Origin of the sequence: Streptomyces sp. NPDC051217 (assembly GCF_044455465.1) — a bacterium.
In the GTDB taxonomy this organism is placed as follows: domain Bacteria; phylum Actinomycetota; class Actinomycetes; order Streptomycetales; family Streptomycetaceae; genus Streptomyces.
In genome coordinates this window covers 150,668-163,186 of record NZ_JBITEV010000014.1, presented here as the reverse complement: position 1 = coordinate 163,186, position 12,519 = coordinate 150,668, and the positions used below count along the sequence as shown (strand labels likewise).

Annotated in this window: 10 protein-coding genes; 3 read left to right on the top strand and 7 right to left on the bottom strand. The window is 70.1% G+C overall.

Annotated features, from left to right (window positions below; genetic code table 11):
• Positions 1-291: 291 nt before the first annotated feature.
• Both ACIBBB_RS27905 and ACIBBB_RS27900 read left to right on the top strand, forming a co-directional pair.
• On the top strand, positions 292-2,016 hold the full coding sequence (locus ACIBBB_RS27905; protein WP_398986676.1) for an ATP-binding protein: 1,725 nt from the start codon (positions 292-294) through the stop codon (positions 2,014-2,016).
• The gene (locus tag ACIBBB_RS27900; protein WP_398986674.1) at positions 2,013-2,732 is read left to right on the top strand and encodes a response regulator; all 720 of its coding nucleotides are present in this window, start codon (positions 2,013-2,015) and stop codon (positions 2,730-2,732) included. Before ACIBBB_RS27905 ends, ACIBBB_RS27900 begins: the two co-directional genes overlap by 4 nt.
• On the opposite strand, the gene ACIBBB_RS27895 is transcribed toward ACIBBB_RS27900, so the two are convergent.
• The 5 genes from ACIBBB_RS27895 to ACIBBB_RS27875 all read right to left on the bottom strand — a co-directional run bounded on the left by ACIBBB_RS27895 (position 2,706) and on the right by ACIBBB_RS27875 (position 9,173).
• Entirely contained in the window at positions 2,706-4,340 is a 1,635-nt protein-coding gene (locus tag ACIBBB_RS27895; RefSeq protein WP_398986672.1) for a cation acetate symporter, read from the bottom strand. The two genes, ACIBBB_RS27900 and ACIBBB_RS27895, sit on opposite strands and share 27 nt — an antisense overlap.
• Entirely contained in the window at positions 4,337-4,903 is a 567-nt protein-coding gene (locus tag ACIBBB_RS27890) for a DUF485 domain-containing protein (protein ID WP_398986670.1), read from the bottom strand. The genes ACIBBB_RS27895 and ACIBBB_RS27890 overlap by 4 nt, the downstream gene beginning before the upstream one ends.
• Before the next feature lie 97 nt (positions 4,904-5,000).
• Entirely contained in the window at positions 5,001-5,672 is a 672-nt protein-coding gene (locus ACIBBB_RS27885) for a response regulator (protein WP_398986668.1), read from the bottom strand.
• On the bottom strand, positions 5,669-6,931 hold the full coding sequence (locus ACIBBB_RS27880; protein ID WP_398986666.1) for a sensor histidine kinase: 1,263 nt from the start codon (positions 6,929-6,931) through the stop codon (positions 5,669-5,671). Before ACIBBB_RS27880 ends, ACIBBB_RS27885 begins: the two co-directional genes overlap by 4 nt.
• Positions 6,932-7,046: 115 nt before the next feature.
• Positions 7,047-9,173, bottom strand: coding sequence for a type IIA DNA topoisomerase subunit B (locus ACIBBB_RS27875; protein ID WP_398986664.1), 2,127 nt, complete (start codon positions 9,171-9,173; stop codon positions 7,047-7,049).
• 433 nt (positions 9,174-9,606) lie between these two features.
• On the opposite strand from ACIBBB_RS27875, the gene ACIBBB_RS27870 reads away from it, so the two are divergent.
• Positions 9,607-9,837, top strand: coding sequence for a hypothetical protein (locus ACIBBB_RS27870; RefSeq protein ID WP_023538184.1), 231 nt, complete (start codon positions 9,607-9,609; stop codon positions 9,835-9,837).
• A gap of 108 nt (positions 9,838-9,945) precedes the next feature.
• Here the strand turns inward: ACIBBB_RS27870 and ACIBBB_RS27865 are convergent, their stop codons facing one another.
• Together ACIBBB_RS27865 and ACIBBB_RS27860 are read right to left on the bottom strand one after the other, a co-directional pair.
• Positions 9,946-10,794 carry a S1 family peptidase gene (locus tag ACIBBB_RS27865; RefSeq protein WP_398986662.1) on the bottom strand — a complete coding sequence of 283 codons (849 nt, stop codon included), beginning with the start codon at positions 10,792-10,794 and terminating at the stop codon, positions 9,946-9,948.
• 145 nt (positions 10,795-10,939) lie between these two features.
• Positions 10,940-12,490: an RNA polymerase sigma factor gene (locus tag ACIBBB_RS27860; protein ID WP_398986660.1), complete on the bottom strand. Its 1,551-nt coding sequence runs from the start codon at positions 12,488-12,490 to the stop codon at positions 10,940-10,942.
• Between the last annotated feature and the right edge of the window lie 29 nt (positions 12,491-12,519).

The window sequence follows — 12,519 nt, the reverse complement described above, 5'->3', positions numbered from 1 at the left end:
CATGGCTGGTGCCACCTGGCTGGTGCGACAAGCATTTCTGCACTGACGAGAGGGATCTTTTGCGTTGTGCGGTCAGAGAGTTGCAGAGAAATGCGAGAGCGTCCACCAGTCCGACAGAACCAAGTCGGCCGTTCTCTGGCTCGAAAACGCCCAAGACGGACCCACCGGCCCCTATCAGTCAGCTTTCCAGCGAACTTTCGACAGGCCGCAAGCGGGCAGCAAATCACGTAAGTCATTTGCGTCATTCTGAAAATTTCAGAAAGACACCTGCGACGTCTACCGTTCCTACGCATGAGCGCCGGACCGACGACCCCGCAGCGACGGCGGCGATTCGGCTGGCCACGGCGCGTCTTCTCGCAGGTTCTGCTGATGCAGCTGGCCATCGCCGCCGGCACCGCCGTACTCGCCACCGGACTCTTCCTCAGACCGCTGAGCGACCAGCTCGACGACCAGGCGATGCGCAGGGCGCTGGCGATCGCCGAGACGACCGCGTCCGAGCCGGTCGCGGACGCGCTGCTGGGGTCGCGGCCCTCGGTGGACGGGCCGGTGCAGGCGGAGGCCGAACGCATCAGGCGGGCCACCGGCGCCGAGTATGTCGTGATCATGGACAGACGCGGGGTCCGCTGGTCACACACCGACACCGGCCAGATCGGCCGGGTCGTCTCCACCGACCCCAGCGAGGCGATCGCCGGCAAGGACGTCATGGAGATCGACAGCGGCACCCTCGGCCGCTCGGCGCGCGGCAAGGTCCCGCTGCGCGACCAGTCGGGAAAGATCATCGGCGCCGTCTCGGTGGGCATCGCCTACGACAGCGTCCGGACGCGTCTGCTGGCGACGATCCCCGGGCTCCTCGCGTACGCGGGCGGAGCCCTGGCCGTCGGCGCGCTGGCCGCCTATCTGATCTCCAGACGGCTCCAGCGCCAGACCCACGACCTGGCCTTCTCCGACATCTCGTCGCTGCTCGCGGAGCGCGAGGCCATGCTGCACAGCCTGCGCGAGGGAGTGATCGCCCTCGACGGGACCGGCCGGATCCGGCTGATGAACGACGAGGCGCAGCGGCTGCTGGGCCTCGGGCCCGAGGCCACCGGACAACCGCTCGACGTGGTGCTGGGCCCCGGCCGCACCACCGACGTGCTGGCGGGCCGGGTGGCCGGCGACGATCTGCTGACCGTGAGCGGCGGACGGGTGCTCATCGCCAACCGGATGCCGACGGACGACGGCGGCGCGGTCGCCACACTCCGTGACCGTACGGAGCTGGAACAGCTGGGCCGGGAGCTGGACGCCACGCGTGGTCTCATCGACGCGCTGCGCGCCCAGGACCACGAGCACGCCAACCGGATGCACACGCTGTTGGGACTGCTGGAGCTGGAGATGCACGAGGAGGCGGTGGAGTTCGTGACCGAGGTCGTCGGGGTCCACCGGGCCACCGCCGAGCAGGTCACCGAGCGGATCCACGACCCGCTGCCGGCCGCCCTGCTGGTGGGCAAGGCCACCGTCGCCGCCGAGCGGGGCGTCTCGCTGCGCATCTCGCCCGCCACCCTGCTGCCGGACCGGCTCGTCGACCCGCAGGGGCTGGTCACGGTGCTGGGCAATCTCGTGGACAACGCACTGGACGCGGCGGCCGGCTCCGGGGACGCGCGCATCGAGGTGGAGGTACGGGCCGAGGGCCGTACGGTCGTCCTGCGGATCTGCGACAGCGGCCCCGGGGTTCCGCCGGAGCACCGCGAACTCGTCTTCACCGAGGGCTGGACGACGAAGGAACCGCCCTCTCACGGGAGGCGCGGACTGGGCCTCGCCATGGTGCGCAGGCTCGCCGAGCGTCAGGGCGGCAGTGCCCGGGTCGCCGAATCCGCCGACGGGGGCGCGGAGTTCACCGTCGTACTGCCCGAAGCGCTGGCCGAGGAGGCGGGCGCGGCGGGGGGCGAGGTGCCCGACGCCGCAGGGGACGGCGCGCCGCCGGACGGTGGTCCCGTGCGCGATCCGGGCGGGCCCGTCACCACAGGAGAGACACGATGATCGACGTACTGGTCGTGGACGACGACATCCGGGTCGCGGACATCAACACCGCCTATGTGGCGAAAGTGGCCGGATTCCGGGTCGTCGCCAAGGCGCACTCGGCGGCCGAGGCGCTCACCCGGCTCGCCGAGCGGCCTGTCGACCTGATCCTTCTCGACCACCATCTGCCGGACCGCAACGGCCTCTCGGTGGTACGGGAGCTGCGCGGGCTCGGCCACCGGACCGACGTGATCATGGTGACCGCGGCGCGCGACGTCGCCACGGTCCAGTCGGCGATGCGCCACGGGGCGCTCCAGTACCTGGTCAAACCGTTCAGCTTCGCCGGACTGCGCACCAAACTGGAGGCGTACGCGACGCTGCGCCGCGCGGTGGAGAGCGGCGGCGAGGCCGAACAGGCCGACGTGGACCGGATGTTCGGCGCACTGTCGGCGTCGGCGGCGCCGCCCGAACTGCCCAAGGGCCACTCGCCGAGCACCGCCGAGGTGGTACGGCAGGTGCTGCTCGGCGCCGAAGGGCCACTGTCGGCGCACGAGATCGCCGAGAGCGCGGGCATGAGCCGGCAGACGGCGCAGCGGTATCTCAAACTGCTGGAGCGGGCGGGGCGGGTACGGCTCAGCCTCCGGTACGGCGAGACGGGCCGTCCCGAGCACCGTTACGCGTGGGCGGCGAGCGGCCGAGCCGGGGCGCCGTCAGACGGCGCCCGCACCGGTGAGTGAACGCACCTCGGACTCCGCGTGCTTGGCCTCGTCCGCCGGTTCGCGGGAGAGGACCGTGCCGATCCAGCCCGCCAGGAAGCCGAGCGGGATCGAGACCAGGCCCGGATTCTGAAGCGGGAAGACATGGAAGTCCACGCCCGGGAAGATCGCCTCCGGGCTCCCGGAGACGACCGGTGAGAACACCACCAGCAGCACGGCCGGCACCAGCCCTCCGTAGACCGACCAGACCGCTCCGCGCGTGGTGAAGTTCCGCCAGAACAGCGAGTAGAGCAGTACGGGGAGATTGGCCGAGGCGGCGACGGCGAAGGCGAGCCCGACGAGGAAAGCCACATTGAGATCGCGGGCGAGCAGCCCGAGCGCGATGGCCACGGCACCGATTCCGGCCGCCGCGAACCTGGCCACGGCGACCTCGCCGAGCGGCTTGGCGTGGGACTTGGCGTGCGCCTTGGCGTGCGGGTTTCCCCTGCGCCGGGGCCGCTTGAGCGAGGCGTGGAGATCGTGCGCGACGGAGGCCGACGAGGCGAGCGTGATACCCGCGACGACGGCGAGGATCGTCGCGAAGGCGACGGCGGCGACCACGGCGAAGAGGACCGTGCCGCCGGTGGAACCCGCGCCGCCGCCCAGGTCCAGCGCGAGCAGCGGCACCGCGGTGTTCCCCGCCGCGCTGGACGCCCGCACCTCGTTGGTGCCGACCACGGCGGCGGCGCCGAAGCCGAGCACGATCGTCATCAGATAGAAACTGCCGATCAGCCCGATGGACCAGACGACCGAGCGGCGCGCGGCGCGGGCGGTGGGCACGGTGTAGAAGCGGGAGAGGATGTGCGGCAGTCCGGCCGTACCGAGCACCAGGGCGAGCCCCAGACTGATGAAGTCGAAGCGCGCGGTCCAGCCCCCGCCGTAGGCGAGCCCCGGCGACAGGAACTCCTTGCCGTGGCCGCTGCGTTCGGCCGCGGTGGTGAGCAGCGCGTTGAAGTCCCCGTGGAAACGGAGCAGTACGAGAACGGTCAGCGCGACCGTGCCGGCCATCAGCAGCACGGCTTTGACGATCTGGATCCAGGTGGTGGCCCGCATCCCGCCCAGCGCCACATAGACGACCATCAGCGCGCCCACGCCGATCACCGTCCACGAGCGCGCCGCCTCGCTCGTACCCCCCAGCAGCAGCGCGACCAGACTGCCCGCCCCCACCATCTGCGCCACCAGATAGAGAACGGACACGACGACGGAGGAAGTTCCCGCCGCGATCCTCACCGGGCGCTCGCGCATCCGCGCGGCGACGACATCGGCCAGCGTGAACCGGCCGCAGTTGCGTACGAGTTCGGCCACGAGGAGCAGGACGACGAGCCAGGCGACCAGGAAGCCGACGGAGTAGAGCATGCCGTCGTAGCCGAAGAGAGCGATGAGACCGGAGATACCGAGGAAGGAGGCGGCGGACATGTAGTCACCGGCGATGGCGAAACCATTCTCCATGGGCGAGAAGAGCCGTCCGCCCGTGTAGAACTCCTCCGCCGAGCCGTGCCGGTCGCGGCTCACCCAGGTGGTGATGCCGAGGGTGACGGCGACGAACGCGCTGAACAGCAGGAGTGCCAGGGTCTGGTGGTCGCCGCTCATCGCCGCTCCCCCGCCCACGCGGTGTGCTGTTCCTGTGTCCCGTGCTGTTCCCGGGGCCGGTGGTGTACGGATTCCCGCGTCCTGTGGTGTTCCTGTGTCCTCGTGCGGTCGAAGACGCTCCAGCGCAGGTCGAGCGCGTCCCGGTCCCGGTGCAGCCGGGCATGGCGCGAGTACGCCCAGGTCAGCAGGAAGGTGCTGAGGAACTGGCCGAGCCCGGCGACCATCGCCACGTTCACGGCCCCCGCCACCGGGCGCGCCATCAGTTCCGGCGCCGTGGTCGCGGCGACGACATACGCCAAGTACCAGACCAGGAAGGCGAGCGTGGCCGGCACGACGAACCGGCGGTAGCGGCTGCGTACCTCCTGAAAGGCCGCGCTCCGCTGAACCTCCAGATAGATCTCGGCCGCGCGGGACTCGTGCTCCGTCGCCGCCGCGGGAGCTGGTGCGACGGGCGTCGTCGGCGTGCCCGTACCGTCCAGTTCGCCCCAGCCGGAGGCCAGTGCGTCGTACCAGGGGTCGTCGGTCCGCACTTCTGCGGCCTCGCGCCCTTCCTGCTTCTCCACCGGTCAACTCTCCTTGTCAGCGAGCCGTTTCGGCCGCGCCCCAAGGATGGGCAGATCGGGAAGATCCCGGACTCTTCTCTCCCCCGACTTCACCCCATCAGGTGATGTTTGTCCCGGGTGGCCGGATAAGGCCGTGCTGATAGGCGTATCGCACCGCCTGCGCCCGGTCGCGTACACCGGCCTTGGCGAAGATGTTGTTGATATGGGTCTTCACCGTGGCCGCCCCGATGTGCAGCCGCCGGGCGATCTCATGGTTGGAGAGCCCCTCGGCGACGAGGGACAGCACCTCGCTCTCGCGGGCGGTGAGCCCGTCGGGGGCCGCCTCGCGCTCCTCCGGTACGGCGGGGACCGCGCTGACCCGCTCCAGCAGCCTGCGCTGCACCGCGGGGGCGAGCCCGGCGTCCCCGGCCATCACGTCCTGGACGGCCTTGACGATCTCGTCCCCGCCCGCGTCCTTCGTCAGATAGCCGCGCGCGCCGGCCCGGAGGGCGGGGAACAGCGAATCGTCGTCGTCGTAGGTGGTGAGCACCACGACCTGGGTCATGGGGTACCGCTCGCGGATCCGGCGGGTCGCCTCGACCCCGTCGCAGCGCGGCATGCGCAGGTCCATCAGGACGACGTCGGGGGCGAGTTCACCGACGAGCGTCACCGCCTCCAGGCCGTCCTTCGCGGCGCCGACGACGTCGATGCCGGGCATCAGCCCGAGCAGCATGACGATGCCCTCGCGCACCACGGCCTGGTCGTCGACGACGATCACCCGGGCGGTCATGCGGGCACCCGCAGGCGCACGGTGAAGCCCTCGCCCTCACCCTCACCCTCGGACCGGGCCCGCCGGCCGGAGCCGTTCGCGTCCCGGCCGGCCGCGGAATCGTGCGCCCCGGAATCGTGCGCCCCGGCTCCGCCTCCTACGGAGGCCGAGGGTCCGGCCTCCAGACTGCCGCCGAGCAGTTCGGCCCGCTCCCGCATCCCCAGGAGGCCGAACCCTGAGCCGGAGGCGGCCAGTTCGCTGCCCGGCGCGTCCGTTCCGTCGTCCCGTACCTCCAGCGTCACCACGCCCTGCCCGTACTCCAGCCGCATCGTCACGTCCGCCCCCGGAGCGTGCTTGCGCGCGTTCGTGACCGCCTCCTGCGCGACGCGGCGTACCGCCTGCGAAGCCTCCACGGGCAGCAGCCGCGGCTCCCCCACGACCTCGGTCCGCACCCCGTCGACCGCCAGCTCGCGCAGATAGTCCTCGACGGGCACCATCTGGCCGCGGAGCGCCGAGAGGGCCTGGCGCGTCTCGGCCAGGCCCTGCCTCGCCATGCCCCGTGCCTCGACCACCCGGCGCAGCACCTGTTCCCGGTCGTATCCGCCCTCGATCTGGAGTCGGGCCGCCTCCAGATGCACGAGCTGGGCGGAGAGGCTGTGGGCCAGCACGTCATGGATCTCGCGGGCGATCCTGGCCCGCTCGGCGAGCGCCGCCGACTCGGCCTCGGCGGCCCGCGCGGCGCGCTCCTCCGCCAGCAGCCGGAATCCGGCGGCGCGCGCCTGGGCGTCGAGCCGCAGCGTGTAGCCGCCGAGCAGGACGGCGCTCATGGTCACCACCACGGCCGGGAGCCCCTCGCTGTTGGCCAGCGCGAGGGTCGCGAACAGCGCCGCCCAGATACCCAGGGCCGGTGCGAGCGGCAGTCTGTCCATCGCCAGGACGCCGCCCAGGACCCAGAGCAGCGCGGCCGTCGCCCCGGCCCCCGCCGCGTCCGCGCCTGCCCCCAGGAGCGCGACCAGGAGAAGCAGACCCAGCGAGGGAAGCAGCCGCCCCGCGACGGTCCACCGGTAGAAGAGCAGCACGGCCGCCGCGAAGCAGATCAGGCCCAGCACGGGCAGCACCGCCAGCCGGCCGTGGAAGACGTCCGCGGTGTACGCGGTCACGACCAGCCAGCAGGCGAGCGCACCGGCCAGCAGGTAGTCGAGCGCCGTCCTGACGGGCGGCACGCCCACCCGGGTCAGCGCCTCTCTGCTCGGCCATGCGGTCCCCGCGCCGATCGGCATCCCGAAGCCCTCTCTCTCGGCTCCGATGCTACGGAGCGCGACGGCCCGCGGAATCCTCTCCCGGGTGGAGCGGGGAACGGCGCCGGGCTCCACCCGTGGGTGGAGCCCGGCCGGGTCAGACGTCGATCCTGGCGCGGTCCAGCGTCGCGGCCGAGCTGGTGATGAACTCCTTGCGCGGCGCGACCTCGTTGCCCATGAGCAGATCGAAGACCTGCTCGGACGATTCGAGGTCGCCGATGTTGATCCGCCGCAGGGTGCGGTGGCGCGGATCCATCGTGGTCTCCGCGAGCTGGTCGGCGTCCATCTCGCCGAGGCCCTTGTAGCGCTGGATGGAGTCCTTGTAGCGCACGTTCTTGCGCTGGAACTCCAGGAGCGTCTGCCGCAGCTCGTTGTCCGAGTACGTGTAGACGTACTTGTCCTGGCCCTTCTTGGGCTGCACGAGCTCCACCCGGTGCAGGGGCGGGACCGCCGCGAAGACCCGGCCCGCCTCCACCATCGAACGCATGTAGCGCTGGAACAGCGTCAGCAGCAGACAGCGGATGTGGGCCCCGTCCACATCGGCGTCGACCAGCAGCACGATCTTGCCGTAGCGCGCGGCGTCGATGTCGAACGTCCTGCCCGACCCGGCCCCTATGACCTGGATGATCGCGCCGCACTCCGCGTTCTTCAGCATGTCGGACACCGACGACTTCTGAACGTTCAGGATCTTGCCCCGGATCGGCAGCAGTGCCTGGAATTCGCTGTTCCGGGCGAGCTTGGCCGTACCGAGCGCCGAGTCTCCCTCGACGATGAACAGCTCGCTGCGCTCCACGTCGTCACTGCGGCAGTCGGCGAGCTTGGCCGGCAGCGAGGAGGTCTCCAGCGCCGTCTTCCTGCGCTGCGCCTCCTTGTGCTGACGGGCGGCGATACGCGTACGGGCGGCGGCGACGACCTTCTCCAGCACGGATCGCGCCTGCGCCTTGGCGTCGCGCTTGGTCGACGTCAGGAACTCCTTGAGCTCCTTGGAGACGACGTTGGCGACGATCCGGTTGGCCGCCGACGTCCCCAGGATCTCCTTGGTCTGTCCCTCGAACTGCGGCTCGGCGAGACGCACCGTGACCACGGCCGTGAGCCCCTCCAGGGCGTCGTCCTTGACGACGTCGTCCTCGGCGACGCGCAGGAGCTTCGCCGAGCGCAGCGCCTCGTTGACCGTCTTGGTCACCGCGCGCTCGAAGCCGGTCATGTGCGTGCCGCCCTTGGGGGTGGCGATGATGTTGACGTAGGAGCGCATCGTGGTGTCGTAGCCGGTGCCCCAGCGCAGCGCGATGTCGACGCCCAGCTCGCGGGTGACCTCGGTGGGCGTCATGTGACCGCGGTCGTCCAGGACGGGAACGGTCTCCTTGAAGACGCCCTGGCCGGTGAGCCGCAGCACGTCGCAGACGGCCTTGTCCTGCGCCAGGTACTCGCAGAACTCGCTGATCCCGCCGTCGTAGCGGAACGTCTCCTCTATCGTCCCGCCGCCCTCGCTCTCGCCGGCCGCCCGCTCGTCGCGCACGACGATGGTCAGGCCGGGAACGAGGAAGGCGGTCTGGCGGGCCCGCTGGTGCAGCGTCTCCAGCGAGAGCCTGGCGTCCTTGAGGAAGATCTGCCGGTCGGCCCAGTAACGGATACGGGTGCCGGTGCGCGTCTTGGGCACCCGCTTGCCCTTGAGAAGCCCGTTCGCGGGGTCGAAGGGCGCGTCGGGGCCCGATTCGGTGAACATGCCGGGGACGCCGCGGCGGAAGCTGATCGCGTGCGTGGCGCTGTTGCGGTCGACCTCGACGTCCAGCCGGGCGGAGAGCGCGTTGACGACGGAGGCGCCCACGCCGTGCAGACCGCCGGAGGCCGCGTACGAGCCGCCGCCGAACTTTCCGCCCGCGTGCAGCTTCGTCAGGACGACCTCTATGCCGGAGAGGCCGGTCTTGGGCTCCACGTCGACGGGGATGCCCCGGCCGTTGTCCTTGACCTCGACGGAGCCGTCCTCGTGGAGAGTGACGTCGATACGGTCGCAGTAACCCCCCAGGGCCTCGTCGACGGAGTTGTCGATGATTTCCCAGAGGCAATGCATCAGGCCACGGCTGTCGGTGGACCCGATGTACATACCGGGTCGCTTCCGGACCGCTTCGAGCCCCTCAAGGACGAGCAGGTGCCGCGCGGTGTAGTTGGAACCGTCACGATCTGCGGTCAGCAGCGCACTGGACGGCACGGACGTCTCGGCGGTCACGCGGTTCGCTCCTCGCTGAATTTGAAATGTGGCCCAGTGGGTAAGGGCCCGGCATCGGTCGCCGCTCAGAGGGTACAGAGGCCTGGTAGAGCCGTTGTAGCGCCACCCTATTGAATTCTCATGCTAGCCGAGGCTCGTATGAGTGTTCGATCCCTCGATGGAGTGAAGCACACATCACGTTCCCTTCCAGGCATGAACCATTTAGGCTCCGGGCACGTCCTCATCAACAACCGGCAAGCCGGCCGGGAGGATCGACCCCCTGACAAGCAACGCGAAACCGTAAAGCTAAGCAATACGGCTCATTCGCCGCCAACCGGCAACAGACAGCCGCCTCGGGAAGAAGTTTCGAGGAAAGGCCGCGAGCGGGAACGTTTTCGGCCTGGTTGGATGTTGACCCTGGTACGACAGCTCGTCGAGCTAGAGAAGAGGCGACGTGACTACTGTTCTGACCCCCGCGAGCCCGCTGACGGCCGCTGACCGCTGCGACCGCTGCGGCGCCCAGGCATATCTGCGCGTCGTCTTGACCAGCGGTGGTGAACTGCTCTTCTGCGCCCACCACGGACGCAAGTTCGAGCCGGAACTCAAGAAGATCGCCGCGGAAATACAGGATGAGACAGACCGACTGACGGCCGTGCAGGCCGCCGCCGGTGAAGAGGAACACTGATCCCTCGCATCCACGACGAGCCAAGGGCCGATCCAGGACCGGCCGACGGGCCGCCACCCCGGTAGACACCGGGAGGGCGGCCCGTTCTCGTTGACCGGCGCGGTCCGCTCAGCCCGTACGGCGGGTCCCGGCGGCCCCCGCCACCTGCTCCACCGCCGAGGTGATCCGGGTGTAGACCCCCGGACTCCCGGCCTTCCCGCAGCCACTGCCCCACGAGACCAGCCCGATGAGCCGCCCACGGGCCACCAGCGGCCCTCCGCTGTCGCCCTGGCAGGCGTCGTGCCCGCCCTTGGGATCGCCGGCACAGAGCATCGTGGAGGCCTCGTAGCGGCCCCCTGAGCCCCCGGGGTAGGCCCGCTCACACTCGGAGTCCGCCAGGACCGCCACCGGGGCGGAGCGCAGCGCGGAGGCGTATTTGCCCTGGCCGGTGGTGTCACCCCAGCCGTACACCTTCGCCGGGGTGCCCGGAGCCAAGGCCTCCGAGCCCGGATCGGCCGGACGGACGGCGTACCGCGCGGGCAGCGGCTCCGCCAGCGTCAGCACCGCGAGGTCCGAGGCGTGGGTCGCCGGGTCGTACGCCGGGTCGATCCGTACGGAACCGACGCGGACCTCCCTGCCGCCCTTGCCCCGCAGCTCCTCCCGGCCCGCGATGACCCGCAGATCGCTCACGTCCTCGGGCTTCACCCCGAGGACGTCCCTGCCCATGCAGTGCGCGGCCGTGAGCACCTTCGTCGGCGCCACGACCGCGCCGCCGCAGAACTGGCCCGCGCGGGTGTCCCCGAACCGTTCGCGGCTGGACAGGGCCACGACCCAGGGACTCTCCGCGGCCGGCGCCGGCTCCCCTCCCACGACCACCCGGTCCGCGGCGGCCGGCGTGGGGGACACGAGCGGCAGCACCGCCCCCGCGGCGATCGTGGCCAGTCCTCCCGTGAGCACTCGGGCAATAGGGCGACGCATACTGGCTCCTGACTCTCCGGTGACTCCTACTGACACAGAGTCACCCATTGAGCCGACAAACGCATCCCCGCAACGCCTGAGGGCCCGCATCCCGGTCGGGATCGCGGGCCCTCAGAAGGGGCTGTGACAGCTACGGAAAACCGGCCTAGTCCAGGTAGTCGCGCAGAACCTGCGAACGCGACGGGTGGCGGAGCTTGGACATCGTCTTGGACTCGATCTGACGAATGCGCTCACGCGTCACGCCGTAGACCTTGCCGATCTCGTCCAGCGTCTTGGGCTGGCCGTCGGTGAGACCGAAGCGCATGGAGACCACACCGGCCTCACGCTCGGAGAGCGTGTCGAGCACCGAGTGCAGCTGCTCCTGGAGAAGCGTGAAGCTGACCGCGTCGGCCGGGACGACCGCCTCGGAGTCCTCGATGAGGTCACCGAACTCACTGTCCCCGTCCTCACCCAGCGGGGTGTGCAGGGAGATCGGCTCGCGACCGTACTTCTGGACCTCGATGACCTTCTCAGGGGTCATGTCGAGCTCCTTGGCCAGCTCCTCCGGGGTGGGCTCACGGCCCAGGTCCTGGAGCATCTGGCGCTGCACGCGCGCGAGCTTGTTGATGACCTCGACCATGTGCACCGGGATACGGATGGTGCGGGCCTGGTCGGCCATGGCGCGGGTGATCGCCTGCCGGATCCACCAGGTGGCGTACGTGGAGAACTTGTAGCCCTTGGTGTAGTCGAACTTCTCGACCGCGCGGATCAGACCCAGGTTGCCCTCCTGGATCAGGTCCAGAAAGAGCATGCCGCGGCCGGTGTAGCGCTTGGCCAGCGAGACCACCAGACGGAGGTTGGCCTCCAGCAGGTGGTTCTTGGCGCGGCGCCCGTCCTCGGCGATGATCTCCAGCTCGCGCTTGAGCTTCGGGGCGAGCTTGTCGGCGTTCGCCAGCTTGTCCTCGGCGAACAGACCCGCCTCGATGCGCTTGGCGAGCTCGACCTCCTGCTCGGCGTTGAGGAGCGGGACCTTGCCGATCTGCTTGAGGTAGTCCTTGACCGGGTCGGCGGTGGCGCCCGCGACGGCGACCTGCTGGGCAGGCGCGTCGTCCTCGTCGTCGTCGGAGAGGACGAAGCCCTTGTTCTCGCCCTCGGTCTCCTCCTCCTCGCCCTTGCCGGCCTGGACCTCCTCGGACGTCTCCTCGCCCTCGGCGGCCTCGTCGGCGTCCTTCTTGCCCGCGGTCTTCTTCGCCGCGACCTTCTTGACGGCGGCGGTCTTCTTGGCCGCCGCCTTCTTGGCCACGGTCTTCTTCGCCGCCGTCTTCTTGGCGGGCGCGCCACTCTCGTCGGCGGGCGTCTCGACGGTCTCGGCGACCGGGGCGGCGGTGGCCGCGACGGTCTTCGTATGAACGGTCTTGGCGGCGACTGTCTTGGTGGCGGTGCGCTTCGCCGGGCTCTTCGCAGCGACGCTCTTGCGGGCGCGCTTCGGCGACTCCGCGGCACTGACCATCAGCGTCACACCCTCTTCCTCGAGGATCTGGTTGAGGCTGCGCAGAACATTCTTCCACTGGGTTGGCGGAATCTGGTCAGCCTCGAAGGCCCGACGCACGTCGTCGCCGGCGATCTGCCCATCAGCCTTTCCCCGCTCGATGAGCGCCATCACAGACTCGGACTCGGCGATCTCCGGCGGGAGCGTACGGGATGTGCTGGCCGACACGAACAACCTCTCGGAACGATGGAAACGGC

What these genes read in the sequence shown, in the direction of transcription:
- ACIBBB_RS27905 (WP_398986676.1), top strand. Translation starts at nt 292, where the DNA reads ATGAGCGCCGGACCGACGACCCCGCAGCGACGGCGGCGATTCGGCTGG.
- ACIBBB_RS27900 (WP_398986674.1), top strand. Translation starts at nt 2,013, where the DNA reads ATGATCGACGTACTGGTCGTGGACGACGACATCCGGGTCGCGGACATC.
- ACIBBB_RS27895 (WP_398986672.1), bottom strand. Translation starts at nt 4,340, where the DNA reads ATGAGCGGCGACCACCAGACCCTGGCACTCCTGCTGTTCAGCGCGTTC.
- ACIBBB_RS27885 (WP_398986668.1), bottom strand. Translation starts at nt 5,672, where the DNA reads ATGACCGCCCGGGTGATCGTCGTCGACGACCAGGCCGTGGTGCGCGAG.
- ACIBBB_RS27880 (WP_398986666.1), bottom strand. Translation starts at nt 6,931, where the DNA reads ATGCCGATCGGCGCGGGGACCGCATGGCCGAGCAGAGAGGCGCTGACC.
- ACIBBB_RS27865 (WP_398986662.1), bottom strand. Translation starts at nt 10,794, where the DNA reads ATGCGTCGCCCTATTGCCCGAGTGCTCACGGGAGGACTGGCCACGATC.